The 24,317-nt window shown below is 67.6% G+C and carries 30 protein-coding genes and 1 pseudogene; 14 read left to right on the top strand and 17 right to left on the bottom strand.

Annotated elements, in window-relative coordinates; all coding sequences use genetic code 11:
- Positions 1-532 precede the first annotated feature (532 nt).
- Positions 533-1,423, top strand: coding sequence for a LysR family transcriptional regulator (locus ACFYUV_RS51180; protein ID WP_387683372.1), 891 nt, complete (start codon positions 533-535; stop codon positions 1,421-1,423).
- Between the two features lie 475 nt (positions 1,424-1,898).
- Here ACFYUV_RS51180 and ACFYUV_RS51175 read toward each other — a convergent pair whose 3' ends face one another.
- From ACFYUV_RS51175 to ACFYUV_RS51155, 5 genes are all read right to left on the bottom strand, one after another.
- A complete protein-coding gene (locus ACFYUV_RS51175) occupies positions 1,899-2,168 on the bottom strand; it encodes a hypothetical protein (RefSeq protein ID WP_387683370.1) in 270 nt (89 codons plus the stop codon).
- A gap of 397 nt (positions 2,169-2,565) precedes the next feature.
- Positions 2,566-2,889, bottom strand: a complete 324-nt coding sequence (locus tag ACFYUV_RS51170; protein WP_387683368.1) for a hypothetical protein — start codon at positions 2,887-2,889, stop codon at positions 2,566-2,568.
- 546 nt (positions 2,890-3,435) lie between these two features.
- The gene (locus tag ACFYUV_RS51165; protein ID WP_387683366.1) at positions 3,436-3,726 is read right to left on the bottom strand and encodes a hypothetical protein; all 291 of its coding nucleotides are present in this window, start codon (positions 3,724-3,726) and stop codon (positions 3,436-3,438) included.
- A gap of 345 nt (positions 3,727-4,071) precedes the next feature.
- Positions 4,072-4,500, bottom strand: coding sequence for a DUF6283 family protein (locus ACFYUV_RS51160; RefSeq protein ID WP_387683364.1), 429 nt, complete (start codon positions 4,498-4,500; stop codon positions 4,072-4,074).
- A 402-nt stretch (positions 4,501-4,902) separates the two neighbouring features.
- The gene (locus tag ACFYUV_RS51155) at positions 4,903-5,856 is read right to left on the bottom strand and encodes a cyclase family protein (RefSeq protein ID WP_387683362.1); all 954 of its coding nucleotides are present in this window, start codon (positions 5,854-5,856) and stop codon (positions 4,903-4,905) included.
- A gap of 525 nt (positions 5,857-6,381) precedes the next feature.
- Between ACFYUV_RS51155 and ACFYUV_RS51150 the strand changes: the two genes are divergently transcribed.
- From ACFYUV_RS51150 to ACFYUV_RS51140, 3 genes are read left to right on the top strand one after another with little or no spacing between them, the layout of a single operon-like run.
- Positions 6,382-6,780 carry a hypothetical protein gene (locus ACFYUV_RS51150; protein ID WP_387683360.1) on the top strand — a complete coding sequence of 133 codons (399 nt, stop codon included), beginning with the start codon at positions 6,382-6,384 and terminating at the stop codon, positions 6,778-6,780.
- Between the two features lie 16 nt (positions 6,781-6,796).
- Entirely contained in the window at positions 6,797-6,952 is a 156-nt protein-coding gene (locus ACFYUV_RS51145; protein ID WP_387683358.1) for a hypothetical protein, read from the top strand.
- A 51-nt stretch (positions 6,953-7,003) separates the two neighbouring features.
- The gene (locus ACFYUV_RS51140) at positions 7,004-7,312 is read left to right on the top strand and encodes a hypothetical protein (protein ID WP_387683356.1); all 309 of its coding nucleotides are present in this window, start codon (positions 7,004-7,006) and stop codon (positions 7,310-7,312) included.
- A gap of 21 nt (positions 7,313-7,333) precedes the next feature.
- Here the strand turns inward: ACFYUV_RS51140 and ACFYUV_RS51135 are convergent, their stop codons facing one another.
- Positions 7,334-8,011 carry a DUF998 domain-containing protein gene (locus ACFYUV_RS51135; RefSeq protein ID WP_387683354.1) on the bottom strand — a complete coding sequence of 226 codons (678 nt, stop codon included), beginning with the start codon at positions 8,009-8,011 and terminating at the stop codon, positions 7,334-7,336.
- Between the two features lie 310 nt (positions 8,012-8,321).
- On the opposite strand from ACFYUV_RS51135, the gene ACFYUV_RS51130 reads away from it, so the two are divergent.
- The gene (locus ACFYUV_RS51130; protein ID WP_387683352.1) at positions 8,322-8,909 is read left to right on the top strand and encodes a TetR/AcrR family transcriptional regulator; all 588 of its coding nucleotides are present in this window, start codon (positions 8,322-8,324) and stop codon (positions 8,907-8,909) included.
- Positions 8,910-9,115: 206 nt separating this feature from the next.
- On the opposite strand, the gene ACFYUV_RS51125 is transcribed toward ACFYUV_RS51130, so the two are convergent.
- Entirely contained in the window at positions 9,116-10,027 is a 912-nt protein-coding gene (locus ACFYUV_RS51125) for an IS256 family transposase (RefSeq protein ID WP_387683350.1), read from the bottom strand.
- Here ACFYUV_RS51125 and ACFYUV_RS51120 point away from each other — a divergent pair.
- On the top strand, positions 9,945-10,229 hold the full coding sequence (locus tag ACFYUV_RS51120) for a hypothetical protein (protein WP_387683378.1): 285 nt from the start codon (positions 9,945-9,947) through the stop codon (positions 10,227-10,229). The genes ACFYUV_RS51125 and ACFYUV_RS51120 overlap by 83 nt on opposite strands.
- Before the next feature lie 43 nt (positions 10,230-10,272).
- On the opposite strand, the gene ACFYUV_RS51115 is transcribed toward ACFYUV_RS51120, so the two are convergent.
- The 3 genes from ACFYUV_RS51115 to ACFYUV_RS51105 all read right to left on the bottom strand — a co-directional run bounded on the left by ACFYUV_RS51115 (position 10,273) and on the right by ACFYUV_RS51105 (position 14,094).
- Entirely contained in the window at positions 10,273-11,778 is a 1,506-nt protein-coding gene (locus ACFYUV_RS51115) for an ISL3 family transposase (RefSeq protein WP_387683374.1), read from the bottom strand.
- A 272-nt stretch (positions 11,779-12,050) separates the two neighbouring features.
- The gene (locus tag ACFYUV_RS51110; protein ID WP_387683348.1) at positions 12,051-13,841 is read right to left on the bottom strand and encodes a S1 RNA-binding domain-containing protein; all 1,791 of its coding nucleotides are present in this window, start codon (positions 13,839-13,841) and stop codon (positions 12,051-12,053) included.
- A gap of 64 nt (positions 13,842-13,905) precedes the next feature.
- A complete protein-coding gene (locus ACFYUV_RS51105) occupies positions 13,906-14,094 on the bottom strand; it encodes a helix-turn-helix domain-containing protein (protein ID WP_387683346.1) in 189 nt (62 codons plus the stop codon).
- A gap of 249 nt (positions 14,095-14,343) precedes the next feature.
- Between ACFYUV_RS51105 and ACFYUV_RS51100 the strand changes: the two genes are divergently transcribed.
- The 4 genes and pseudogenes from ACFYUV_RS51100 to ACFYUV_RS51085 all read left to right on the top strand — a co-directional run bounded on the left by ACFYUV_RS51100 (position 14,344) and on the right by ACFYUV_RS51085 (position 16,619).
- Complete coding sequence (locus tag ACFYUV_RS51100) at positions 14,344-14,583, top strand: hypothetical protein (protein WP_387683376.1); 240 nt, start codon at positions 14,344-14,346, stop codon at positions 14,581-14,583.
- 34 nt (positions 14,584-14,617) lie between these two features.
- Positions 14,618-14,908, top strand: a pseudogene (locus ACFYUV_RS51095) (recombinase family protein); the annotation flags it as partial.
- A 161-nt stretch (positions 14,909-15,069) separates the two neighbouring features.
- Positions 15,070-15,315, top strand: coding sequence for a hypothetical protein (locus tag ACFYUV_RS51090; protein WP_387683344.1), 246 nt, complete (start codon positions 15,070-15,072; stop codon positions 15,313-15,315).
- A gap of 1,181 nt (positions 15,316-16,496) precedes the next feature.
- Positions 16,497-16,619: a hypothetical protein gene (locus tag ACFYUV_RS51085; RefSeq protein WP_387683342.1), complete on the top strand. Its 123-nt coding sequence runs from the start codon at positions 16,497-16,499 to the stop codon at positions 16,617-16,619.
- 539 nt (positions 16,620-17,158) lie between these two features.
- On the opposite strand, the gene ACFYUV_RS51080 is transcribed toward ACFYUV_RS51085, so the two are convergent.
- The 5 genes from ACFYUV_RS51080 to ACFYUV_RS51060 form a co-directional block, all read right to left on the bottom strand.
- The gene (locus ACFYUV_RS51080; protein WP_387683340.1) at positions 17,159-17,386 is read right to left on the bottom strand and encodes a hypothetical protein; all 228 of its coding nucleotides are present in this window, start codon (positions 17,384-17,386) and stop codon (positions 17,159-17,161) included.
- 3 nt (positions 17,387-17,389) lie between these two features.
- A complete protein-coding gene (locus tag ACFYUV_RS51075; RefSeq protein WP_387683339.1) occupies positions 17,390-17,569 on the bottom strand; it encodes a hypothetical protein in 180 nt (59 codons plus the stop codon).
- Between the two features lie 137 nt (positions 17,570-17,706).
- Complete coding sequence (locus ACFYUV_RS51070) at positions 17,707-18,369, bottom strand: hypothetical protein (protein WP_387683338.1); 663 nt, start codon at positions 18,367-18,369, stop codon at positions 17,707-17,709.
- Positions 18,332-18,724, bottom strand: coding sequence for a hypothetical protein (locus ACFYUV_RS51065; protein WP_387683336.1), 393 nt, complete (start codon positions 18,722-18,724; stop codon positions 18,332-18,334). Before ACFYUV_RS51065 ends, ACFYUV_RS51070 begins: the two co-directional genes overlap by 38 nt.
- A gap of 336 nt (positions 18,725-19,060) precedes the next feature.
- The gene (locus ACFYUV_RS51060; RefSeq protein ID WP_387683334.1) at positions 19,061-19,663 is read right to left on the bottom strand and encodes a TetR/AcrR family transcriptional regulator; all 603 of its coding nucleotides are present in this window, start codon (positions 19,661-19,663) and stop codon (positions 19,061-19,063) included.
- Between the two features lie 87 nt (positions 19,664-19,750).
- Between ACFYUV_RS51060 and ACFYUV_RS51055 the strand changes: the two genes are divergently transcribed.
- The 3 genes from ACFYUV_RS51055 to ACFYUV_RS51045 all read left to right on the top strand — a co-directional run bounded on the left by ACFYUV_RS51055 (position 19,751) and on the right by ACFYUV_RS51045 (position 21,815).
- Positions 19,751-20,935: a cytochrome P450 gene (locus ACFYUV_RS51055; RefSeq protein WP_387683332.1), complete on the top strand. Its 1,185-nt coding sequence runs from the start codon at positions 19,751-19,753 to the stop codon at positions 20,933-20,935.
- Between the two features lie 5 nt (positions 20,936-20,940).
- On the top strand, positions 20,941-21,498 hold the full coding sequence (locus ACFYUV_RS51050) for a class I SAM-dependent methyltransferase (RefSeq protein WP_387683330.1): 558 nt from the start codon (positions 20,941-20,943) through the stop codon (positions 21,496-21,498).
- A 182-nt stretch (positions 21,499-21,680) separates the two neighbouring features.
- Positions 21,681-21,815: a hypothetical protein gene (locus ACFYUV_RS51045; RefSeq protein WP_387683328.1), complete on the top strand. Its 135-nt coding sequence runs from the start codon at positions 21,681-21,683 to the stop codon at positions 21,813-21,815.
- A 157-nt stretch (positions 21,816-21,972) separates the two neighbouring features.
- Here the strand turns inward: ACFYUV_RS51045 and ACFYUV_RS51040 are convergent, their stop codons facing one another.
- Positions 21,973-22,929, bottom strand: a complete 957-nt coding sequence (locus tag ACFYUV_RS51040; RefSeq protein WP_387683326.1) for an SGNH/GDSL hydrolase family protein — start codon at positions 22,927-22,929, stop codon at positions 21,973-21,975.
- A gap of 68 nt (positions 22,930-22,997) precedes the next feature.
- A complete protein-coding gene (locus ACFYUV_RS51035) occupies positions 22,998-23,609 on the bottom strand; it encodes a hypothetical protein (protein ID WP_387683324.1) in 612 nt (203 codons plus the stop codon).
- A 207-nt stretch (positions 23,610-23,816) separates the two neighbouring features.
- Here ACFYUV_RS51035 and ACFYUV_RS51030 point away from each other — a divergent pair, with 207 nt between their 5' ends.
- Positions 23,817-24,173 (top strand): hypothetical protein, encoded by a 357-nt coding sequence (locus ACFYUV_RS51030; protein ID WP_387683322.1) that lies wholly within the window; start codon positions 23,817-23,819, stop codon positions 24,171-24,173.
- The last annotated feature ends 144 nt before the right edge of the window (positions 24,174-24,317 follow it).

Below are 24,317 nucleotides of genomic sequence, written 5' to 3'. Positions count from 1 at the left end.
TGGCACCACCCTGCTCGCCGCCGGCGCGCTCGTGGCGGTGGTGGTCGCGGCAGCGGCGGCCGTCCGGGGCCGTTCCACGTCGCGTCCGCGGCTGAGGCAGGCGCTGGCCGCCCGTTCCTGACAGCACGGCCCCCGATGTGACGCGCCGCGTACCGCGACGCGTCACATTCGGCCAGGGCCTGACGCAGCACGGGCCACAGAGCGTGGTCCTCGGCGCTGTCGTGGACGTGCAGGGATGTCCTGAACAGCTCCCAGCCGGCCGCGGTGCGCAGGATGGCGCGGGGGTCGCCGCCGATTCGAGCGGTGACCCCGGCCAGGTACTCGGCCTCGCGACGCAGCGCGTCATGCATCGCATACATCGTCGTCATGTCGAGCGTCGCGCCCACGGCCTTCTCCTTCGAGATATCAGCTCCGGCACCGCCCTCGCGTACGGTTTCGGACGTCTCCCACCTTGGAGCGGTCGCACGTCTGCATCAACGCGAGATTCCGTATGATTCGATAACGCGAAACTTATGACGCAAATGAGGACAAAGTGGAGATTCGGGATATCGAGATCTTCCTGACTCTGGCGGAGGAGTTGCACTTCGGCCGGACCGCCACCCGGCTCCACGTGTCCCAGGCCCGGGTCAGCCAGGCCATCAGCCAGCAGGAACGCCGCCTCGGAAGCCCGTTGTTCGACCGTTCCAACCGCCGCCAGGTCCGCCTGACCCCAGTCGGACGGCAGTTGTACGACGACCTGCAACCGGTCTACTCGGGGCTGCAGCGAAGTCTTGAACGTGCCCGGATGGCCTCCCGGGGCATCACAGCGCGCCTGCGCGTGGGCATGCTGCCCTTCAACGTCCACGACTTCCACCCGTACTGGCAGGAATTCCGCGCGCGGCACCCGCAATGGGAACTTCAGCTACGTCGCGCCCCCTTCAACGACCCGTTCGCCGCCCTCCGCGACGGTGAGACGGACGTCCTGATCGCCTGGCTGCCTGTGGAAGAACCCGACCTGACGGTAGGCCCGTCGCTGCTCACCGACCGTCGGGTGCTCGCCGTCTCCGGCGCCCACGAACCGGCCGGACGGTCCTCGATTCCGCTGGAGGCGCTCGGTGACTTCCGGCACGCCACCGCAACCGACATGCCGGACTACTGGCAGGACAGCTACCTGCCCTTCCACACCCCGCGCGGGCAGACGATCGAACGCATCGCTCCCATCACCAACACCGACGAACTGATCGATCTCGTCGGCACCGGCGAGATCGTCCACACCTTTCCCGCCCACGTCACCCGGTATTGGTCGATGCCCCACCTCCGCTGGCTGCCCATCCCCGACATGCCGCCCCTGACGTACGCCCTGGTGTGGCAGACCGAGACCGAGAATGACCTCGTCCGCGCCCTCGCCCGGACCGTCCACGATCTGGGCGCCACCACCGGATGAGCACCGCCCGCAACCGTGAGTTCGGCGAGACACCCTGGTCAGCCCTCTACCAGCCATGACGGCGGGGTTCCCGAACGTCACGTTCGCGCAGGATGGTCACCAGGGGGTGGGTGCCGGCCTTCGACGGTGACGGGATCTGCGGAACATCGGAACCGGATCGTGCGCTAGGCCATGTCCGTGCAGGTCATCGTTGTGCGGTTCCGCGGCAAGCCCTTTCGGCCATGATTGACCGCAGATACTTAAAGATTATCTGCGACAGTGTCGGTGCCGCCCTGGGGGAATGCCCTCGCCTCCTGCAACGCCCTGATGGGGAGACCTGCTTGAATCCGGTGGCCGCTACTCGGAACTCTACGCCGCGCAGGCAGAGGCCTACGGAGTCCAGGTAGGAAAGGTCGACCGGTTGACATGACGGCGTTGGCCTGTGCGGTGCCAAGGCGCGAATGCTATGCCTGAGCTGGGCGTTCGTGGGGCACGCTCACGCCCGACGTGGCGGCCGAGCGGCAGAAGCTGCTGTGGGCCGACACGGTGGTCGCGCGCGCCGGTCGGCCAGGACGGCGGTGACGGCCTCGGCCAGCGGCGGCCAGCTGCCGAGCAGGACGTCCAGGGTGCCGGTAGGTGACGGGCGCGGCGCGGCGGCTACGGTCAGGCGCAGGATGACGGCCAGGATGGTCCACCGGCCGGGCTGGGTCTTGAACACGGAGGTGCGGTAGCCGAAGCCGCACGCGGCGGCCGACAGGCGGACCATGCGGCCTGATCGCCCGTGTGGGGGGTGACGGCGATCAGGATGTTGCCGCCGCCGAGAGTGAACGGCGGCCCCGGATTGCCGATGGGCGGTGGGGTGATGGTGTGGGTGAGGTCGGCTAAGCCCGAGGTTGAGGATTCCGACGCCTCGGTTTGACACATGGGCCGGGGGCACGTCGGCCGGCAGAAGCCGAAAGGATCGACCGGTCGGCATAGTGTGGTTAATGATCTCGCTGACGGTGATAGCGTGACCGTCGGCTTTGAACACATGTTGGAAATGCCGGCACTCTTAGCGTCGCATGTGCTCAGCAGCCCCTCAATCCGAAAGCCGGGATTGCGTCCGACCAAGCTGTTGGACGCAATCCCGGCCGACGAAGCATCTATTCGATCGCCCGTCTAAGTCAGCGCTTGATGTCGTAGCTGTGGCCCACAGCCTTGGGGTACGAGCTCGGACAATGCGCGTAGGCCGTGCGTGCGAGTTTGTCGCCCGCGTTCACTTTCCATGAGCTGTAGACCTTCTTCTTCGCTGTACTGCTGGCGCAGGTGGCGACCGCGCGGACGTATCCACCACCACCTGTGCAGTTGGCCCAGGAATAGGCGTGCTGATAGCCAAGCCCGCTCGTGCAACCGCTAGGAAGCGGCTCGGCTTGTGCGGTCGACGGCATCATTGTGAGGATTCCGGCGGCTAGGGCAGTAACTGCCACGCCAAAGATCGTTTTATTCATTGGTCGATGGTATAAGACGTCTCATTGCTTTTCGATCATTATGGGCAAAGATCCCCCTAGCGGGGGAGAACCTCCTCACAGGGCCCGCGATGCTGCGCTCGTCCGCCATCGCTCTGTTGGAGCAGACCCTCGCAGAGCGGGGGCGGGGGCGGGAGCCGGGCGGTGACCACCCCGACACCCTCGTCTTCCGCAACAACCGTGCCGCTGCCTACCAAGCGGCGGGGTCTTGGGCCGCGCCACATCGCTGCATGTGGCCACCCTGGCGGACTGCCAGCGGGTGCTTGGCGGCGACCATCCACTGACTACGTCGGATCCTGGCGTCCTTGGCCTTGCTACGAGACCTGGAGGTCCTGACTGGCCGCTTGGGGGCCGGGCGAGCCTGTTCGGCCATCATCGCGGCGAAGCATCTCCGTACCGGCCGGAGTGGTCAGGAACGCCCTCACGGCACTCTCCGTGACGGCTCCCTCGTCGGTGGCAGGCTCCTCGGCGGCCAGGCCAGCCGCCTCAGGTTCAGGTGTGGACGCGTCAATCTCGTCCCACTCCTCCTCACTCAGATAGCACGACATGGTGGGAGCGGCAGGTCTCATACCCGAGAGGACTTCTGTCATCTGTCACGACCTCGGCGGGGATGTCCTCGCAGAACGCCTCCCACGTCATGTCATCCTTGGCGGTGTCGTCATCGTCGGTGACCGGTGTACCCACGTACCGATACATCTGCGAGGGCCTGCCGCCGGTGCTGGCAGCCTTGAAGCTCTCGATGGTGTCCATGTCCGCGATCAAGGTCTCAAGCTCGACCTTGCGGATGCCGAACTTGCGATGGATGACCGTGGAGGCCACGCCCGCCTCCCCGTGCTCGGCGATGAACCGCTCACCCGCAGCGCGAGCGGGAGTTCTGGGCCATCTCCGCCTCGGGCAGGATGTAGGCCACGCTCTCCACGCTGTAGGTGACCAGCGCCAGAGCCGCGTCGTGGTAGGGGGCTGGCACAACGGCGCGGTCTTCGAGCAGCGGTTCTTCTAGGCCCCCCTCTCCCGAAGCCAGACCCAACGTAGGTGTTCGGGAGTAGCAGGAGCCGTTGGAGGTGTCAGCGAGTAACGAACACCGTGGAACTAGTCGCTCACGTGGCCCTTCGATCTCACCGAGCCAGCCTTTGCGTTCAGTCTCGGCGATACGGCGTCGTTGGCTCACTCGTCCTTGGCCGCACGCCGGTTGGCCTCGACCATCTCCTCGAACGAGTTGTACAGAGCAGGCCAGCCGGGACGGGGATCCAACACGGTGTCGGGCAGGCGGTCGAAAGCGATCGCCAGACCGACCCGCAGACTGTTGCGGTCCTCAACCGCTAGCCATCCGGCACAGGCCAGATCATCACCGGTGGCCGGCTCGCCTGGGTGACAGCGGAACAGCGGGGCGTCCAGTTCGGCGTGTCCATGCTCGGAGCGGCAGGGGACGCGCATGACGTCAAACTGCTCCGGCGTGAAGGCTCCGAGCGGTGCGTCGCGCAGGAAGGGGCACGGGCCGCCAGCGCGCGCGGCGGGAGGGTGGAGTCGTCGCTGCTCGGCGCTGACGCCGGCGCGTTCAGCTGGAGTCGAGAGCCCAGTCGCCACCTGGCCCATGCGGCGGCGGCTCCCATGTCTGTCCGGGCGCATCGCTGGCCCGGATGGATGCAGATCCTCACAATTGGTTACGACGAGAGGCGCGTTCCTGGTTGAAGATCGCCTCGGCGCCATGCATCGATCTCTGTCAGCCGTCGACTGAGACCGGATGCGCGGTCGGGGGCCGCAGTCGGGCCGGCAGGAGCGCGGAGCTCAGGAAGCCGGCCACGCCGATCCCGACGACGGCGGTCAGGCCGCTCGCTCCGACGGCGACCCCGCCCCCGAGCGCGCCCAGTAAGCCGGCGGCCTGGCCGCTCTGCCCGTGCAGGGCGTCGGCCCTGACGCGGCCGGCACCTCAAGCGGGGCTCGCCGTTCCCGCTCGGGCCGTTCGCCACGTGACGTGCTTCGCCTCGTGAACGTCGGTCAGAACGTGGCGATCGGGTTGACCGGGCTGCCGGACGTGCCGGCGAAGCGGACCGGCGCGACCGCGAGGTGGAAGTCCCACTGGCCGAGCTCGGCGGCCGTGGCCCAGCACGCCTCCAGGTCGCAGTTGTCGACCAGCCACAGCCCCATGGCCACGAGGCCGACGGCGTGCACCGGCATCAGCACGTCCTCGTACCCCGACGGCTGAACGTCCTGGGGGGTGTCGGCGGCGATCAACGCGACCTGCCGTTCGTGCAGCCACGGCAGGCAGGACGCGTGCCAGCCGGCCTGCCGGAAACCGCCCGGCTCACCGGCCTCGCGGCGGGCGCGGCCGTAACCGGTGCGCAGCAGCACGGCGTCACCGGGCCGCACCCGCACGCCCTGGCGCCGCTCGGCCTCCTCCAGGTCGCCGGGGACGACGCCCTCCCCCGGCTCCAGCCACGGCACGCCGCGCGCGCCGGCGACGTCGAGCAGCACACCACGCGTGACGATCCCGTTCGCCGCCGCCGTGACGGCCGCCCACGACGAGCCCGTCTCGGCGTCGACCAGCGAGTGGGGCCGCCCGTTGTACATGGTGCCGTCCCAGAAGATGTGGCACGGCGAGTCGAGGTGGGTGAGGCTGTTGCCGTGGAAGGTGAGGCCGAGCCGCTCGGAGGAGAACCCCCAGCGCCGGTCCTTGTGGAAGGCGGCCGGCATGTTCTCGGCGCCCGGCATGTCGGCGCTGCGCGGGCAGGCCGTCGTCGACCGCTCCATGTCCTTGGGTACGGCGACCTCCCACGCGCACGACACGCTTCTGCCGTGGCGCACCGCCCGCGCCGCGGCCAGCCGGACGTCGTCGGTGATGTGGTTGAGGGTGCCGAGCTCGTCGTCGTCGCCCCAGCGGCCCCAGTTCGACAGCGTGTCGAAGTATCCGAGCACGTCGTCCTGCGTGGGTATCGGTCGGCCTGCCGTCATCGCGCTATCGGCTCCTCGGGTCCACGCGGCCCGGGGCGCCGGAGGCGGGGTGTCCCGCCTTCTCCTTCGGCCTGCCGAGGGCCCGCTGACCCGGGATGCTACTGGATCATCCACGGACGCGCCGCCCCCGCCGGATTCGTCCTGGTGCCGTCCGTGCCGGCGCTGGCCGCGCCCAACGATCCGCTGGCTGCGCTGCGTGCGCAGCTGGACGAGGGCAGGGGCGTGACCGTCTAGCAGCGGACGCCGGGCAGGGACACAACCTCGCTCACCCGCGGCGGACGGCTGCAGTTCGACAAGCATGGCATCGCCGCCTCCGACCTGACCGCCAAGCTGAGCTTCCCCGGCAAGGACGAGACGGCCGACGAGTTCGATCCTCCCAAAGAGGAAACCCAGGCCACCTCGCTCGACAAGCCGGAGAGGACCGTCCGCATCGGCCGTACGTCCTACGTCAAGGGCGGGCCGATCGGCGCCGCGCTGCCCGCCGGCAAGACCTGGTATAAGCAGTCGCCGGGCTGGACGAGCGGGATGACCGCGATGAAGGGCGACTTCATCAACCCGGCCGAGCCGAGCACGCTCAAGGCCATGCTGAGCCATTCCAAGCGCAGCGGCAGCACGTACAAGGGGAGCATGACCGTCAAGGAGCTGCTGCGGGTCTCGGCCTGGACGCGCGCCACCCTGTGGTGGAAGCTCGCCTCCGGCGTCAAGGTCAACTGGACGCTCACCGTGACCCCCGCCGGGCTGCCGCGCACGATGAGCACCCGGCTCTCCAGCCCCAAGGTGGGTCTGGGCCCGGTCACCATGGAGACCACCTACTCCGGCTGGGGCGCCAAGGTCTCGATCAAGGCGCCGCCCGCGTCGGAGACGACCACCGAGCTCGACTCCGACAAGGCCCTCCTCCGGCTGCCCCCGGCCCCCAAGCGCTGATTCCGCCGGATCGGACGTGCCGCGCCTCCGCCAGGCCGTGGCGGGAGTGCGGTGGTGGCGCCGGTACGGGAGGTCAGGCGCAGAAGGCGGTCCAGGCGGCGGCCCCAAGCACCCCACCTACAAGGCCATCGAGGAACTCGGCAAGGCGGTCAAGAGCATCTTCGTCGCCTAGTACGTCGCCGCCCCAGAGCTGCGCCGGGAGATCCACGAGGGGCTGCAGGTCGTGGAGAACTGGAACTCGGCCAACACCGACCCGTTCTACGGCAGCGCCGGCACCCTGCCCGGCAGCGACAAGGAGCACCAGGAAGTCTCCATGCTCAGCCTGCACCTGCATCGACAGACGCGGCCTTTCGCCCCTGTTCTGGTCCAACGCCAACCTCTACGGCCGAATCGACATCGACATGAACCGCCGCCTCGACCTCGGCTCGGCCGCCTGAGATCCGCCGGGATCCGCCTATGGCCCCTGCACACGAGTGCCCGTCTTTGGTGGGTGCTCGAAGAGTTCGGCGTCAGGCTGCCATTTCCGTGGTGACGGAGGATGCAAGGGGTTCGTTCACGTCTTCCGCTTCCAGATGGATGCTCCAGCGCAGATGAGGCCGATCAGGAACGGGTGAACGGCGCCGCGTTCGATGAGGCCGATGATGCCGATGGGGGTGTCGCCCGCGGTAAAGATCATCGCAAGGTAGAGCACCATCGAAAGCAGACCGATCACGCCGACCGTGATCAGTGCTCGCCCCATTCGCGGAGAGATGCCGATGCGCCGCCACCTGCTTCCGAGCACGATGGCCAGCGCGTTCCCACCGACGAAGCCGGCGAAGGCTCCCATGCTGTGGTACTCGCCGGTGCCGTTGTTGAGTGCCTCGCCAGATCCGGGAAACAGCGCGAGCAGGACGCCGCCGACGGCCAGCAGCGTCGCGGGGGCGAGCATGGCCCAACGGCGGCCGTCCGACAGATCGCGCAGCGTGGCCACTCCGGCCAGGATCGTGATCCCGAAGAGGAGGAATCCGGCGTTCATTACCCAGGCCAGGGGCGAGTACATGTATTGCCCGAACAGAGTCGAGGGCCCGTGGACTCCGAGGTTGCTGATGAAATGGTGCGTGTAGCTGTAGGCGGGGTCGGTCCACGCTGCGGCGGTGACGAACTCCCCGAGCAGGAAGATCGCCGGCCCGGCGATGAGCAACGCTCCCGCCACTCGGCGCTGCGCAGGCAGGCGCACGTGGGAGGCAGGCATCTCGCGACTTTTAGACCGTGAGTCAAGTGCTTCGGACATGGTCGGGTCCCTTTCTGGTAGCCGGGGTTGGCGGGAGGGTCCGCCGGAGATTGACGCGGCTCGCTTGTGCCTGCGACTCCCGATCGGCGGCGGCGATTTTCAGGCGCGCCGGGGAGGCCGAGCGGCTGGGCTGAGACCTCATTGGCTAGGAGCCGGCAACCGTCAACGAGTAACGCCATGAGCGAGAACCTCTCACTTCACTCACTCACTGACTATATCGAGACTACTTTTACTGTCAATATAGTTAGTGTTCGGGTGTAGAGTATGCGTCATGGTGGATGCGGCGACGGCAGGGCGACGTGAGCGCAAGAAGGCGGCGACGCGGGCGGCGATACTGGACGCGGCGACGACGCTTTTCCTTGCTCGCGGCTTCGATGCGGTGACTGTGCGCGAGATCGCGGATGCGGCCGATGTGTCGCCTAAGACGGTCTTCACGCACTTCCCACACAAGGAGGCGCTTGTCTTCAGTGACGAAGGTGAGCGGCATGAACGCCTGATTGCTGCGGTGAGTGGCCGCATGGCGGGGACGTCGATCTCCGACGCGCTGAAGGCCCACTACCTCTCCGAAATCGCCGCGCTCAAATCCGAGCCGCAGAGCCAGATACTCGCGCTCATGGAGGAGACGCCGGCTCTGGTCGACTACGCGGAGAAGATGTGGTTGCGCCACGAGGATGCCTTGGTCGCGGCGATCACCGAGGAATTCGGGCTGGAGGAGCCAAGCGAAGAGATCCGCTTCTACGTCCGGTTTGCCCTGCAGATTCAGCTCATGGCCATCCGTGAGCCCGATCCAGCGGCGGCCATCGATGCGGGGTTCCACCTTCTCGATAAGGGGTGGGCGCCCTACGAGGGGTGCCGGTAAGAAACGTGTCATGAGCCCCAAACGAGCGGAGCCCTGATGCCCCGAGCAGGATCACGATCGTCGTGATGTTGTACGGAATCGATCATTTCTGAGACCACCTGCGGTCACGGCTCGACCGGGCGGAGTCAGCAGAGCAGCACGCCGGGGAGGTCACGTCCACGGACGTGGTGTATGAATCGATCTTCGCGTGATCCTGTTTCTGCAGGTTAAGCGGTGAGTGTCTGTGGGATCTGGTTCTGGGCGGGTGTGTCGCCCGGGATCACCCGCATCCGGGCTTTGGCCAGCACGTCCAAGCCCATGTAGCGGCGGGCTTCGGTCCATTCGTCGGTCTGCTCGGCCAAAACGGCGCCGACCAGGCGGACGATCGCAGCCCGGTCGGGGAAGATGCCGACCACGTCGGTGCGGCGGCGGATCTCCTTGTTCAGCCGTTCCTGCTGCACCCCGGACAGGCCGCGCGCGACCAGGCCGCGCAGGAACGCCAGCCAGCCCGCGCCGTCCTCGGCCGAGGTGACCTCCAACCCGAGGATCTCCCGCTGCCCGTTGGCGTTCACAGCGGTGGCGACCAGGGCGTGCACGTTGATCGTGCGGCCGCCCTCACGCACCTTCTGCGTCAGCGCGTCCAGCCAGACGAACGTGTAGGGGCCGGCATCCAACGTCCGGGTGCGGAAGGCCTCGACCTGCTCATCCAGGGTCTTGGCCATCTGAGACACCTGGCTCTTGGAGATGTGTTTGATGCCGAGCTGCTCGACCAGCTTGTCCACCCGCCGGGTGGAGACGCCGAGCAGGTAGGAGGTGGCCACGACGCTGATCAGCGCCTGCTCGGCCCGACGGCGCCGCTCCAGCAGCCAGTCGGGGTAGTAGGAGCCGCTGCGCAGCTTCGGGATCGCCAGCTCGATCGTGCCGGCGCGAGTGTCCCACTGCCGGGCCCGGTAGCCGTTACGGGAGTTGGTCCGCTCGTCGCTGCGCTCGCCATACGGCGCCCCGCACAGGCCGTCGGCTTCGGCCGACATCAACGCCTCGGCCATGGTCTTCACCATGGATCGCAACAGATCCGGATCGCCGGTCTCGATCTGCTTCGCCAGCCATGCAGCGGGCGTCACACTGTTGTCTGCGGCCATCGCTTTGATCTCCTTCTTGTTCGCACTCGAAGGATCACGCGATGGCCGTGTTCATTTCACCGCCGCCACGCTTGTGACCAGGTCAAACTCGTACACCACTCCCGTGGACGTGGCCGCCGGCCGAACCTGGAACTACATCCTGTTCCTCACGCCGGACACCACCAAGGTCATAGCCTGCACTGGAGTTCGCGGGTCTGTCTAGATATCGGCTCTGGCCCGTAATCGGTGGTGGCGGTAAGTGACTGTCACGGCAGCAGGATGCGGTGGCGCAACGGATCGAACCCGGCGCGGCCGTGCATCTGGCGCATGATCCTCTTCGTACGGGTGTTGACGCCCTCGGTGCGGCCGTTGTGGTGCGGGAGGGTGAGGGCGGTGTTCACGGCGGCGTGGTCAAGCTCGATGCCGTTGGCGAAGCCGTGCAGGTGGGGCAGGTCGGCGACGCGGATGGTGGTGATCCAGGTGGTGAGCTTGTCGCCGTGGCCTTCAGCCGGGGTGAGGAGCGCGGCGAAGTCGCGGACATGGTGGGCGAGTTCGGTCAGCTCGGGACAGGCGGCGGTGAGCTCTTGCACCAGTCGGGTGTCGCCATCACGGAGTCGGTCGGGGTGAGTGAGCAGCAGACGTGTCAGGCGGCGCGGGGTGGTGACGGGCCGTTCTCCTTCGGCTCTACCTTGAGTGATAAAGCGGTAGAGCAGGTTGAGACTGCCGGTGTAGCCGAGCTCCTTGATCTCGCGGAACAGCTGCTGAACGGGCACGGCTGGGTCGGTGGCGCGTCGGTCGCGCAAGTGATCGCGGTAGGGATCGACGAGTGTGGGCCGGTAGCGCGGTGCGCGGCGTAAAGCCTCGGGCCGCTCGGTGCGGGCGCAGCGCTTGACCGTGTTGAGCGACAGGTTCAGGCGGCGGGCGCATTCCAGCAGGCCAACGCCCTTGCCCAGCAGTTGGTGAATCTGCTCCCAGCGCTCGCGGGTGGTCCGTTCGTGGACACCGGCGGAGCGGGGCGGGTTGACCGTGGCCCAGCAGGCGCTGTGGGAGCGAACCTCGGCGAGGGTCTTGTCGCACAAATTCGCCCACAGATGCCACCGGTCGCCGACCTGCACCGCATCCGGCAGTGCACGGCGAATCGCCTCCCCGTAGGCACCTGACCCGTCCCGGCAGACGATCTCGACGCCTGGGTGCGATCGCAGCCATGCCTCCAGGGCATCGGCACCGCGGCCGGGCAGGACATCGATCCGCTCGCCGGTCTCGGCGTCAGTGAGGACGGTGGCATATCGATGCCGTCGCTTGAGAGCGAAGTCATCGACACCTGGCACGCGCGGGACTTGCAGCGGTGGCAGCGGCAGCCGCATCAGCAGGCGCAGCGCTGTGGACCTGGAGATTGTTACGGCCAGGACCGCTGACAGTCGAGCACCGGCCCGGCCGGCCAGCTCCTGGACCACCGCACCCAACTGGTCGGTGAGCCTGTTCGTCCGACGCTGGTAGCGCTCAAGCAGCCCGGGAACCTGCTCCCGGAACGTCTGCCGAGGACATTCCCGCGCTGGGCAGAGCAGACGCCGGACCTGTAGCGACACCATCACCGGCCGCCCGTCGACCGGGACATCCCTGACCGTCCGGCCGGCGTAGCTGTGCACCCGACCGGTCGGCACCCCACATGCCGGGCACGGCATCGGCTCGTCGCGTGTACGGGCCATCACCTGGATGTGGTTGCCCTCATCCTCTACGCCCTCGATGACCAGGGCAGACAGTCCCGCGAACACGACATCCGTAAGATCGTCGATCTTCAGCACGGCACAGCCTGGCAGGGATCGCTCAGCGCCACCACCGATTACGGGCCAGAGCCGTTATCTAGACAGACCTAGGGAGAAGGCGTACAGAAAAGGGTGTTAGCTAGCTTGTTGAACACCGAGATTTCTCAACACGTTTTGCAACAGGCGCGGAGGCTCGGATGGGCCCGTTCGTGTCGATTCCCGAAGTCTTCTTCACTAGTTCTCGAAGTCATCTGCACTGGTCATCGCTCATCTCGAACTGGCTACTCGGCCGCTGCCGGCCTCAGATCGTGGCCGCCAATGCGGGACAGGTGCAGGCGGCGCCGGTCGCGGTCCAGACCGATGACGGTGACCTGTACGCTCGCGCCCCGCTGGACGGCCTGTTCGGGCGTATCGACCTGGACATCGGCGAGGTTGTCCTTGTGGACGAGGCCATGAACACCGTCGGCGACTTCGACGAACACCCCGAACGGGATCACCTTGGTGATGGTGCCGAATAGACGCTGTCCGACAGCGGTGTTGTCCGCGAAGATCTGGAAAGGGTCGGGGCATAATGCTCGCAGGGACAGCCGTGCTTCGCCGTTGGTGGTATCGAACTGGAGGACCTCGCCGCGCACCCGCTGCCCAACGTGGACCACGTCGGTCACCTCGTCGAAGTGCTCCCAAGTGAGCTCGGGAACAGTGACGAATCCGACGCCGGGATAGGACGGATGGGGCGGCCCGTCGTCCAGGGCGATGAAGACGCCGAAGTTCTGGATGTCGGCGACCGTGCCGGTGAGAACGTCGCCGGCGCGCAGGCCCTTCAAGAACTGCCACAGATCGGGATGCTCGGTCGCTGCCAGGGACAACCAGACGCGTCCTGCGGACTCATCGATGGAGACGACCTCAGCGGTGACATGCTGACCGACCCTGACAGCGTCAGAGCGATTCCCCTGCCACGCGAAGTCCCTGATGTGCGCGGGCATCGACACATCTCCGTCGAGCCGGATGCGAGGTCCGAAGGGCCGCTCGTCCGCCACGACCGTGCCCGAGACGATGTCTCCGACAGATGTCCCCTTCCTTGGCCGAGGTGCGGGCTCGCCGGCGGCATCGGCGTTCCAGGAGGCTGGTAGCGGCTCGTCGCACATCGCGCAGACGTAGTGGTCGTCTTTCACGATGTTGAGCTGGCCGCAGCTTTCGCAGAGCCGGAAGATGATCGGAACGGTGAAGCGACCTGGATGATCGAGCCCTGCGGTGTCGAGGGCGGCCTGCACCGCGGCGTAGGACTCCGGCTCGGGGCAGTAGCCGGTCGACTGGTTGCTGATCTCGCTCACCCGCCAGCTGCCGCCGTCCGGCTCGAAGGTGATCTCGCCAGCGCTCTGCACCGGGGCACCGCCAGCGCAGACGACATGCTCGCTGCGTTGCGGGGCCAGACGCAGGATCGTGAAGTGGTCGATCACGAACGTGAAGGGTTCCCCGCGGTCGCTGCCGTCGTGCCGAGCGAGCCATTCAGTGAGATCGGTGGGCGAGGCGATCGGATGCCCAGTGCCCTGCGACCAGATCTGCACGCGAATCTCTTCGGGGCCGACGTAGGAGTAGCGGCGGCGCGCGTCGATGCCCAGCGCGGTCGCGAACGCCGAGAACGTGGGCGCGACGACCCTCCAGGCGCATCGGTGCGGGTCGGTCCACCAGTCAGAGGCCACGACGCTCGGATCGTCGCTGCCGGTGCGGTAGTCCAGCGCGAGGGCGACGTCGTCGCCGGGGTTGCGGTTGACGCCGATCAGCACGGCCAGATCGGCGTCGAGCCAGGGAAGCTCGACCAGATCACCGGCTTGACTGCCTCGGGCTTGCCGGAAGAGGTCGGCAGTGGCGTTGTCCTCGGTCATCCAGTCAAGGGACGCAGACTCTCGGCGTATCTCGCGCACGTCCGCAAGGAGATCCAGCGGATCTTCGAACCACGGCATGATCTCGCGCAGCCGTGTGTCATCTTGGGCCGGCCAGGCTCCCGAGGACATGGACTCGACCAGCAGCGCGGGCAGGGGAAGACCACGGACATAGACCCGTGAAGGACGCATGCCGCACAGGCTCCCACGATGAAGGCCGTCTCAGAAACGCTCTTTCCGGGACGGCTGGGTGGAGTCAGTCCTTGAGGTAGCGGTGCAGCGAGGTCTTGGGAATGCCGGTTTTGGCGGCGATCTTCCCGAGGGAGTCGCCTTGGGCTTTGAAGAGCCGGGCGTATTCGATCTTGTCTTCGGGCTGGGCGACGGCTCGGCCGATTCGGCGGCCGGCCGGCTGGTGGTCGAGTCTGGACGAGCCTGTCCGAGTCACTGTTGGACACCTCGGCTTCATGGCTTTGCTGACTCACATGGCGCCCAACCGGGCCCTGATACCAGTCATAGTTCCGGAAGCTCAGCCGCTGGATGCCAGCGGATGGAGAGAGGGGTTCATGTGCGTTCCCACCTACGCGCGACCATAGTCATGGCGGCTTTCGCCGCGCTAACCACGGGTGTCTCGGTGGCTCCGGCCGCCGCTGACGGTGTGCGGACCGATCGGGCGGGTGACTCCGGTGCGGCCCGCATGGTCGGTGAGTGCACCGATCCGGGATTCGTCGGCGCCATCCGCTTCCGCAACCCGCTGGGGCTGTACGACGTGGACTGCATCCGGCCCGAGAGTGTCCGCTATCCCGGGCCGGTCTTCGTCACCCACTGCAAGCCCACCAACGGCGGGCGGCTCAACCTGCACATGCCCGGCGGCGAGGTGCTCGAATGTCCCGCCACCGTCTACCGGGACGCCATCGGGTACAGCGCCTGGGCCTGACCGGGCTCCATGCCGCCCCACCCGCCAGGCATGGGAGGCGCTCCTGGCGCTGCCCAAGGCGGGCGCCACCCTGAAGTTCTGGAAGTCCGACCGGTGGGGCCGCTCGGCGGGGCACGTGCTGACCACGGTCAACGAGCTGCGCGACTGCGGCATCACCGTGGTGTCGCTGACGGAGAACTTTGATCTGGCCTCCAAAGGAGGGCCGTTTCATGTTCGCGGTCTTGGCCGCGGCCGGAGCCGTCGAGGTCCTCGCCCTCAACGTCGAGGACCTCGACCTGGAGCACCGGCACGCCCCGTCCGCTCCAAGGGCCGCTCGCGCAGGTAGTCGATACTTTCGGCGATGTCTGCGGCATTCCGGCAAAGGTGCGGTGAGCGCCCGGCACCGACAGAGGCGATTCCAGGCAACGTTGTAACGACAATAACACTCTAAGTAGCGAACGGGTGAAGCGCGTCGCTCTTGGAGAGCGACAGTTAAGGGGAACCGACATGCGAAAGATCATCGCCGTCGCCGCTGCCGTCGTCGCGGTGGCCGGAGGGCTTGCCGTAGGAAGTGCCGCGCACGCCGACGAGTGGGAAGGTCCGATCGATTCCTGGACCAGGTGGCCCATCGAGCGCGCCTATGCCATCTGCGACAGCACCGGCAGGATCGGTGTGCAGAACGGCGTCTACCGCACCTACAAGTGCGAAGAGGACGGCTTCTTCACCGTCTACCTGTACGTGCACCGCCGATAGGGGCGCGCCCGGCTCGTCGCAGGCCTGCCCCGACACGGGCGGGGACGGGACAACGCCGGGCCAAGAACAGCGGTCCGTGCGTGCGCGCGCTGCCTCGGGCAGGCGCAGCAGCCGGGGCAGCAGGTGGGCGGTGCCGGAGTCCCAGTAGACCCATTGGACGGCGCCGCTCGCCCGCGAGCCATCATCCGTAGGCGCCGCTACAGCGCCTTCTGTAGCACCGACCTCGCCGCGCAGCTGAGTGATCTGAAGGTTGACCAGCTGATTGTCGCCGGGCCATCGGCTCGCTGCTTCACCTGGTCCAGGACTCCTACGCTCGCGGACACGTTCGCCGTACCCTGCTCAACCCCGGCGACCTGCTGGACGGCAAGACCGAGCGGTTCCGTCCCGGCACCTACGGCCGCTACGGCGAAATAGAGAACCTTCACTGCTACCGGGGCCAGAACCCCGTCCTCCACTCCCGCTACGACACCTATTCCGGCCGGCTCGATCCCGCCGACCTGTCGTCCTTCGACCCCCTGCTCGGCGCGCGGGACTCCATCGCGGCCAGCACCTCGCTCCTGGACATGTGGCACGCCGCCATCCCGTGGGCCGCCGCCGACGGTCCGAAGCGTCTCCTCGAAGGGACCGTCTTCAAGCTCTCCGCCAACGCCCCCAATTCGGAGCAGGGGCTTAAGTGACGACTTAATGTCCGTTGTTGTCGATTGTGTAGCCGTCGCGTTCCAGTTCACGGCGCGCGCGGTGGTAGACGTTCTCGTTGGCCGCTCCCTGTTACTCGGTGAGTTTCGTCCCCGCTCGACAGCGCTGGGCACGACGTTATCCATTGATTTTGGTCATAGGGATCTTCAGATTTCGCCGTCGTTGGTACCGGACGCGTCCGGGTCACGCAGAGCGCGGATCGCCCCGGAGCCACGTCGGGAATCAGGAAGGTGTTACGTCCTGGCACGCTCCGGCCCGGCCATCAGCCGCTGATTGAGATCACGGCATGTGGCGCCGGTCTTCGATGATCGCCTGCTGAGGATGGCTGAGGGAACGAGGCTGACGGATCGTCCTGCTGGAGGCGCGGTGCCGCCGGCGGCCCGGCCGCCGCGGCCGTAGCGGCCGGCGGAGCCGCCGCGGCCGCGAAACTTCTCAACCTTCAGCGTGACCAGTTCCGTCAGGGCCTTGACGAACGGAGTGTCGGCTTGGTCGTCTGGCAGGGCCTGCAGGGCGGTCTGGAAGCGCGCTACCGCTTCGGGAACGAGTTGCTCGGCGCGCTCGTCCTCCTGACGGACCTGGTCGGCTCGCGCCCAATGGCAGCATCCTGAGGCAGAAGAACATCGCCGAAGTCAAGAAGCCCAGCACCGGCACGTACTCCATCACCTTCAGCGACCCCACATCGACATCACCCAGACCGCCCCTCAAGCCACCGCGCTGGGCGGATCTCCGTCCGCACCGATCCACACTGCTTGCTCCAAGGCGGCCAAGACGCTGACGGTGTTCACTCGCGACAATTCGGGGACCCGTAAGGACTCCGCCTTCAGCATCGCCATCCCGTAGCCCCGCTGCCTGAACCAGGTGCGATCGAGGGTCGGGGCAGGTGTGGGAAGCCAGTCCCGAGCCTGCAAAGTCACTGTCGTATGTCTCTCACATCCAGGTACCAGTTGCTGCGCATCCCCGGGAGCTTGAAGAGATGGACCTCTGTCCGGGTGAGCCAACGGAGGCGGCGGCTGGCGGGGTCGTGCTCGGCGGCGATCCGGGCGGAGGTCTCCTCGCCCAGTCGGACGTAGCGGCCGAGGCTGGCCAGGTGCTGGTGGCGGGACTTGGCCGGCAGAGCGGGTGCGGTGCGCCCGGCCTGGGCCAGGTGCTACAGGCCTTGGGCTGCCAGCGCGGCGGTGTAGGCCACAAGCCTAGCCTGATTGATCATGCCTTCGGCCTGCGTATCCTGCAACCGGCCGCTGATGTCTTCAGTCAGCCGGGCACGGGCCGCGATGACTTCCTCAGAAGGAGAAGTCCGGTCCTCGCTGCCGGTGAGCTGCAGGTGCTCAAGCAGGCTCGGCAAGTACCCTTCCCGGTCGTCGCGCGCTTGTTCCACTGTTCAGCCCTCTGTTTCGTGCCGTTCGGCCAGCCAGTCGGCGAAGCGCTCCGGCCAGACGATCGTGATGCCATGGTCACGGCAGGCACGGACCAAATCGCCGTCGGCTGGTGCGCGTTCGCACGCGATGACGGGGTGAACTCGCCGCGCTGAAGTAGCCAGCCCGGTCGTGTAGTGCAGCACTTGGCCGATGGCCGACCGCAGCTGCTGGATCTCGTTGGTTTCGGTAAGGCTCTTGACCTCGGCGATGTAGAGATCGCCTGAACCCAGGACCCAGCCGAGGTCGTATTGGCTCTCGTGCGGAGCTGGCCGCAGCGGGGTCAGCCCCGCGGCCAGCAGCGCCTGGGCGAGCTGGTTCTGGACACGATTGTGCGCGCGTAGTCCCCGGCCGGCCGGTCGGGATCGCGTCCGACGCCTTCTCGGGTGACCGCTGCGAGTTCGACGTGCTCGTCAACCGGTTCATAGACCCGCCCCACGCCAGCATCTTGCGCGGAGGGGTGGGCGCGGTAGCTGGAGTGGATCTCGCCGTGCTCGGCCTTACCCCGCGGATGTTCCTTCCACCAGTACTGGCCCGACAGCTTGCCGAACAAGGGCGCCTCGGGCCGGTAGGTCTTGAAGGGCCCACGGCAGATGTGCAGCGCGCTGTCCAACCCGTCAGCGCTCGCCTTCCCCTCGCGCTCCAGCACCCGGGTCACCGGGTGGATATCCAGAACGGAGTACCGAGCCAAAGGAACTCCGCGGCGTTTGTGATGCGCGCGCGATTGCTTCTCGCCGGGGACCTGGACGACGACGTCAACATTCTTGCTGTGCATCAATCCGAACGTCATGGCCAACGTGGCGATGGCGATGCCGTATCGCATGAACAGCTGCTTACAGAGGTCTTCCAGGATGCCCTGATGATCGGGATCCATGGGAAAGGACAGCCGGGCGAAGGGGCTTGGTAGCTCACTTTCCGGGAGGTAGCGGCCGTCTTCGCCCTCCATCGACCAGCCGCCGCCTCCGATCAGGGGCTGGCGGGACACCGCCCAGCCGAAGGAGTGGGTAACCCATCCAGTTGTCGATGCCCTGAACCTCCACGAAGGTGAACTCGTGTGGCGGCACCACGATCACGGTGGACAGCATCGCGTAGAGGTCCTCGGGCCGGGTGTAGGTGCCGGTGAGGTAGCAGGCGACATTCTCAGCCGCGATCACTTTCGCCTTGCCCAGCATGTCGAGCCGCAGACCCTTGCCGACCTGGGCCCGGATGCTGCGGGCGGCCTGTTCACCGCCGGGCGTGCGCAGCAGGTCGTGGAAGGGCCCGAGAGTGTCTTCCCAACCTGGTACACGACTCGTTGCCATGGCGAGGTCATAGTAGCTGAGCCGACGCGCCCGAAGCCATGAGCCGATCACATAGCCGAGTCATCGATCTCCACCTTCCTCCATGACGGCCAGAGACGACACCACTACACAGTGACGTCTGGCTGTGACACTTTCGCACTGTCGCGCTCCCGCGCTCCCGAACCCCCGATGTCAAGGTTTTCCGGACGGCAACGTCACCTTCGGGCCGATCGCCGCGCGCGGGATCTCGTGTGCTGAGACGAACTACTCGCCGTTCTCACCGGATTCGCTTTCCCCGTCGACCGTCGTCATGTCGCACAGGCGAAGCAGGAGGCGGTGGCATGTCGTCCGTCATCGTCACGCGGTGGGGTGGGCGGCGGCCATGACGCCGTGCACGGCCGCTGAGATGCGGTCGGCGGCACGCTCGGGATCGGGCTGACCTGCGTCGAGCCAGGCGATGACCGCCTCCAGGGTGAAGCCGGGGATCAGGTTGGCTGCCCAGTCCAGCCACGGCCCTTCGGGGATGACGCGGGCCAGGTTGCGGTGGGCGACCTCGCGGGAGGCGGCGGTGATGGAGTCGATCAGGTCGCGGAAGTCGGGCTCGCGGGCGGCGTGACGGAACAGCAGCCGGAATCCGTCGGGGTCGGCGGCGGCGGCATGCAGCAGAGCGGGGATGGCGTTCTCGTCGAAGTCGTCGGCGCCGGTGGCCTCGGTCAGGCGGGCGCAGGCCCGGTCCAGCACGGCCCGGTACAAGTCGGCCTTGGAGTCGAAGTGCCGATACAGCATGGCCCGGGTCAGCTCGGCCTCGGCGGCGATGTCGTCCAGGCCGGTGGCGGCATAGCCGGCGCGGGCGAAGGCGCGGGTGGCCGCGTCCAGGATCTGCTCGCGCCGCTCCGCGCGGCGCAGCCGCCGCACCGGCGGCGCCGCGACAGTCGCGCTGCCTGCTTCGGGGTTGCTCATCAGCCCTCCACTTGTAGAAGACAAAGTGTACATGTAGCGTTTTAGACATCTAAGTATACAAATTCACGTCTACCTTTTGGAGGGCTCGTGTCGCACGCCCCCGTCCAGCTGCCGTATGAGCAGCCCGACCCGATGCGGCCCGCGCCGCTGCTGCGTGAGCTGCAGGCGCGCACTCCGATTCACGCCATCCGCACCGCGGTCGGCGATCCCGGCTGGCAGGTGACCGGGTACGAGCAGGTGCGTGCTCTGCTGGATGACGATCGGCTCGGCCGGGCCCACCGCGAGCCGGACAGGGCCTCCCGAACCGGGGAGTCGGCGATGTTCGGCGGCCCGCTGGGCGACTTCGACACCGAGCAGGCCGACCACCGCAGGATGCGCTCGCTGCTGCAGCCGCACTTCTCGCCCAAGCGCATGCGCGCGCTGCGCGCCCGGGTCGAGACGCTCACCACAGGTCTGCTGGACGAGCTGGTTGAGGCCGGGCCGCCCGCCGACCTGCACGCCGCGCTGGCACTGCCGCTGCCGATCGCGGTCATCTGCGAGCTGCTCGGCGTGCCGTTCGAGGACCGCACGCAGTTCCGGGCCTGGACCCAGGCCGCCGGCGACGTCACCGACCGGGCCCGCTCCGAGCAGGGACTGACCGAGTTGTTTCTCTACGGCCAGCAGCTCGTGGCACGTAAGCGCGCCGGCGGTGACCCGGACGCCGATGTCATCTCCCGGCTGGCCGCCACCGATGGGGTGAGCGGCGACGAAGCCGCCGCGATGGGCATGTTCCTGCTGTTCGCCGGGCACGAGACCACGGTCGCCGCGATCGACGAGGGAGCGCTGTGGCTGCTGGCCTACCCCGAGCAGTGGCAGGCCCTGATTGAGGACCCGTCCCGTGTTGACGCGGCGGTGGAGGAGATTCTGCGGGCGCCCGGCCTGGGCGGCGGCGGCATCCCCCGCTACGCACGCGAGGACCTGGAGATCGCCGGTGTCCAGGTGCAGGCGGGGGACCTGGTGCTGCTGGACACCGGCGCGGCCAACCACGACGCGGCGGTGTTCGCCGACCCGGACCGCTTCGACCTCGACCGCCCCGCCGTACCGCACCTGTCGTTCGGGCACGGCGCTCGCTACTGCATCGGCGCCCCGCTGGCCCGGATCGAGCTGCAGGTGGTCTTCTCCCAGCTCGCCGCCCGCTTCCCCGCCCTCAAGCTCGGGTGCGCAACCGACGAGCTGACCTTCAACGCCCACACGCTGACCGGCGGTCTGACCGCCCTGCCGGTCACCTGGTGACCACCATGACGAAGACAAGTCTGAGGACGAACCTGCGGCGGCCGGTCTTCGGCCGGATGTATCCGAAGATGGCGCGCGCCCTGGACGAGGGCGGCCTGGCCGAGCGCCGCCGCGAACTGCTGGCCGGTCTGACCGGTGAGGTGATCGAGGTGGGGGCCGGGCACGGCGTGAACTTCGCGCACTATCCGGCCGAGGTGGCCCGCGTTGTGGCGATAGAGCCGGAATTGCGGCTGCGTGAGCAGGCGCAGACGGCCGCCGCCGACGCTGCGGTCACCGTCGAGGTGCTGCCGGGGTTGGCCCAGCGGCTCCCAGCCAGTGATCGCAGCGTGGACGCCGTGGTGTTCTGCCTGGTGCTGTGCTCGCTGCCCGACGTTCCGGCAGCGCTGGCCGAGGCCCGGCGGGTGCTCAGGCCGAGCGGGCAGGTGCGTTTCCTGGAGCACGGCCGCGCCGACACCTCCGGCCTGGCCCAGGTGCAGAGGGTCCTGGACGCCACCATCTGGCCGGCGGCTATCACACCGGCCGTGACACAGTGGCGGAGATCGAGCGGGCCGGATTCACCGTGACGGAGATTCAGCGTTTTCTGCTGCCGCAGGCGCGCACCCCGTTCTCCTTCTACACTCTGGGCGCCGCCACATCCGATGCCTGATCGCGACGGCGTGATGTGCCCTTGCGAGCCGGGAAGAGCCGTGGCGGCCGGCGGCGGGAGTGACCGGCCGACGTCGCATGGTCATGGCAGGGTGGGGCCGTGAGGCACACGGGGGAGACGCCGGAAAGTGCGGTCGGCCTGGTCGAGGTCCTGGCCGCCCGCCTGCGCGAGCACGGCCAGGCGGTCGACGTCGACCACCGGCACACGCACCTGCCCCGGGTGCTGACCCAGTAGAGCGTCCGGGACCGTCCCAACCGGCCCCGGACGCCTCCAGCATCCAACCACCAGCACCGCCGAGATCCCCCGGCCCCCCTTGAACTACGAGGGGGGCCGGGGGATCTCTCCGTGCGCGGCTCTCCACCCAGGACAGGGGGTTCCCTCGTGCAGGATGTCAGTTCGGGTCGATGGCGTTCAGGATCGCTGACGTGACGTGGTCGGCGGCGTTGCGGTGGCCCCTGTCGTTGGGGTGGACGAAAGCGGGCCGGTTGTCGTGGTCGAAGATGCCCTCGACCCATTTGCCGGCGTCGCAGACGCTGTGGTTCTGGGAGGAGTCGTAGAGGTCGACGAAGCTGGCGGCGTTGTGGGTGCCGGCGGACTTCTCGATGGCGTTGTTGAGCGGCTCCAGGACGTCTCGGCGCAGCCAGTCCAGGTCACCTCGGGTGATCGAGGCGAACTGGTGGATGTCGTTGTACCTGCAGGTGGAGGTGTCCTTGGGGACGATCGTGGGGTAGCCGATGGCCAGGATCTTGGCGCGTGGGGCGCGCTCGTGGAGTGTGGTGAGCATCTGGTCGTAGTCGCGGCTCGCTTTGGTCAGCCGGCCGGGGATGCTCGCGGCCAGGTCGTCCTTGCACGGTGTGCCGACGCCGCCGCTGCCCTGGCCCAGTTCCACGCATTTGAGGAGGATCTCGGCGAATCCGAGGGTGTTGCCGCCCACGCCGACGGTGACCACGTCGGTGCCGGGCGTGACCGCCTGGGACTGGGGAGGCACTGGAGGGAAGGGGTAGTCCGGGTCTTCGGAGATGGGTGGCAGGTGGCGGCCGATCGGCTCCTGCGCTCTGAAGGTGACGTCCTCGATGGTGGCAGCGCCGCAGCTGACGTTGGTCAGGTCGAACAGGGAGCCGAGGTCCCGCTCGATGACCTGGGGATAGGACCGGTCGGTGCGCTCGCAGCCGTCGCGGGGGATCTCGAAGACGTCGCCGGCGGCCTGGATGACCCCAGCGGTGTAGGAGTCGCCGAGGGCGGCCCATTGGTAGGTGGCGGCGGCGGCAGGTTGTGCGGGGCTGAGGGTGGCTGCGGTGAGTGCTGTGGCTGTGCTCAGCAGGGCCAGGCGGGTACGGAAGCGTGCCACGAATCCTCCAGGGACATGGGCGTTGACGTCCCCGTGACCATATCTTGGTCATAACTCTAAGTGCTAGATCAATCACTTACAGTTAGCAAGTGAGCCTCCGGGGCGCAGCTGATGAGCTCGCTGCGAGAGCGGGCGCCCGTGGCGTCCACCATGTCGTCGATGACGTTCGTGTCCGCCTCCGTGGCCTGGAAGGACCACAGACGGCGGCGGCCATCCCGCGCGGCGGCCGCCGTGGTCGACGCGCCCTGCCGGGGCGGGAACAAGCTGTCCTCGCGTTGCGCCGGGCCCGCGTGCCTGCGCGCGACCAGGTCGGGCAGCTCGGCGCGCAATGCGTCGATGGCCTCGACCGCCAGCTGGTAGTTGTCCACGCGACGCGAGCGGCGGCTGGCCGCCTGAATGACGGCGGGCAGCAGGTAGACCCCCACCAGGAACGTGTCGGGCGGCCCGTCGGGCATCTGGCGGCGCTCGGCGACGTGGGCCTGGCCCTCGCGGACCGGATCGGCCGTCGCGGCAGGGGCGGGCGGAGGCGTCGGCGAGGCCGGGGCAAAGTCGGCGGCGGGTGCAGTGGTGTCCTTGCCCGGTTGCTGGCGGGCGGGCACAAGGCCGCCGAGTCCGCCTGGCGGCGCTGGCTCCGAAGACGCTGCCAAACTGCCCGGGGTGTCGATGTTGGGCTGGCTCATATGACTGCGGTTCTGCGGCGGCCAGGAGTCGCAGGATCTCGGCGCCGAGCTGGCGGTAGGCCTCCGGTGCGGGCTCTTTGGAGATGGTGATGACTCGCCGGCTACGCGCCAGCCCGGGAATCCCGTTAATGAGTTTACCGTGCGAGTATGTCCAACTACCCTCAGTGAGATAGCCGGTTCTTTGGCTGACCGGCCTCAGGAGGAACCATGAGCAAGCTCACCACCGCGATTGCCGCCAGCGCTCTGGTGATCGCCACCATCCCGACGCCCGCCCTGGCCGCACCTCTGCGAGCAGGGAACTGCAACGGCCAGCCCATGCGGGTCGGGGACGCCGGCCAGCGGATTGACCTGTTCATGAACCCCGACATCTCATCAAGGGTCATCGGCTGGATCCCGGGCGGCACGATCGTGCAGGAGAAGGCGCCGCAGTGCCAGCTACACGGCGGAGGATATCCCCCGATGTGTGGCCGTGCGGGCTGGGGAAGTCTCTGGGAGACGGTTCAGTGGGCCACTCCCGCACAGAACTACGGCTACCTTCCCTACTCGTGTGTGCGCCCGTTGTGAGACCGGAGCCCTTCAGATGACTCCGTGCGGACGACCGACGCTCTCGGAGGGTCACGTCCACGGACGTGGTGTACGAATCGATCTTCGCGTGATCCTGTATCTGCAGGTTAAGCGGTCAGTGTCTGCGGGATCGGGGCCGGGGTG

The organism is Nonomuraea sp. NPDC003560 (assembly GCF_042878785.1).
Taxonomy (GTDB): Bacteria; Actinomycetota; Actinomycetes; order Streptosporangiales; family Streptosporangiaceae; genus Nonomuraea.
Note: the sequence above shows the minus strand (reverse complement) of the source record. Positions and strands in the feature narration are given on the sequence as shown.

Bases quoted from the DNA above. Each gene is read 5' to 3' on its own strand.
- ACFYUV_RS51175 (WP_387683370.1), bottom strand. From the start codon at position 2,168: ATGGTCCGCCTGTCGGCCGCCGCGTGCGGCTTCGGCTACCGCACCTCC.
- ACFYUV_RS51170 (WP_387683368.1), bottom strand. From the start codon at position 2,889: ATGAATAAAACGATCTTTGGCGTGGCAGTTACTGCCCTAGCCGCCGGA.
- ACFYUV_RS51160 (WP_387683364.1), bottom strand. From the start codon at position 4,500: ATGGGCCAGGTGGCGACTGGGCTCTCGACTCCAGCTGAACGCGCCGGC.
- ACFYUV_RS51155 (WP_387683362.1), bottom strand. From the start codon at position 5,856: ATGACGGCAGGCCGACCGATACCCACGCAGGACGACGTGCTCGGATAC.
- ACFYUV_RS51150 (WP_387683360.1), top strand. From the start codon at position 6,382: ATGACCGCGATGAAGGGCGACTTCATCAACCCGGCCGAGCCGAGCACG.
- ACFYUV_RS51135 (WP_387683354.1), bottom strand. From the start codon at position 8,011: ATGCCTGCCTCCCACGTGCGCCTGCCTGCGCAGCGCCGAGTGGCGGGA.
- ACFYUV_RS51130 (WP_387683352.1), top strand. From the start codon at position 8,322: ATGGTGGATGCGGCGACGGCAGGGCGACGTGAGCGCAAGAAGGCGGCG.
- ACFYUV_RS51120 (WP_387683378.1), top strand. From the start codon at position 9,945: ATGGATCGCAACAGATCCGGATCGCCGGTCTCGATCTGCTTCGCCAGC.
- ACFYUV_RS51125 (WP_387683350.1), bottom strand. From the start codon at position 10,027: ATGGCCGCAGACAACAGTGTGACGCCCGCTGCATGGCTGGCGAAGCAG.
- ACFYUV_RS51110 (WP_387683348.1), bottom strand. From the start codon at position 13,841: ATGCGTCCTTCACGGGTCTATGTCCGTGGTCTTCCCCTGCCCGCGCTG.
- ACFYUV_RS51100 (WP_387683376.1), top strand. From the start codon at position 14,344: ATGGTCGGTGAGTGCACCGATCCGGGATTCGTCGGCGCCATCCGCTTC.
- ACFYUV_RS51090 (WP_387683344.1), top strand. From the start codon at position 15,070: ATGCGAAAGATCATCGCCGTCGCCGCTGCCGTCGTCGCGGTGGCCGGA.
- ACFYUV_RS51070 (WP_387683338.1), bottom strand. From the start codon at position 18,369: ATGGAGGGCGAAGACGGCCGCTACCTCCCGGAAAGTGAGCTACCAAGC.
- ACFYUV_RS51065 (WP_387683336.1), bottom strand. From the start codon at position 18,724: ATGGCAACGAGTCGTGTACCAGGTTGGGAAGACACTCTCGGGCCCTTC.
- ACFYUV_RS51060 (WP_387683334.1), bottom strand. From the start codon at position 19,663: ATGAGCAACCCCGAAGCAGGCAGCGCGACTGTCGCGGCGCCGCCGGTG.
- ACFYUV_RS51050 (WP_387683330.1), top strand. From the start codon at position 20,941: ATGACGAAGACAAGTCTGAGGACGAACCTGCGGCGGCCGGTCTTCGGC.
- ACFYUV_RS51035 (WP_387683324.1), bottom strand. From the start codon at position 23,609: ATGAGCCAGCCCAACATCGACACCCCGGGCAGTTTGGCAGCGTCTTCG.
- ACFYUV_RS51030 (WP_387683322.1), top strand. From the start codon at position 23,817: ATGAGCAAGCTCACCACCGCGATTGCCGCCAGCGCTCTGGTGATCGCC.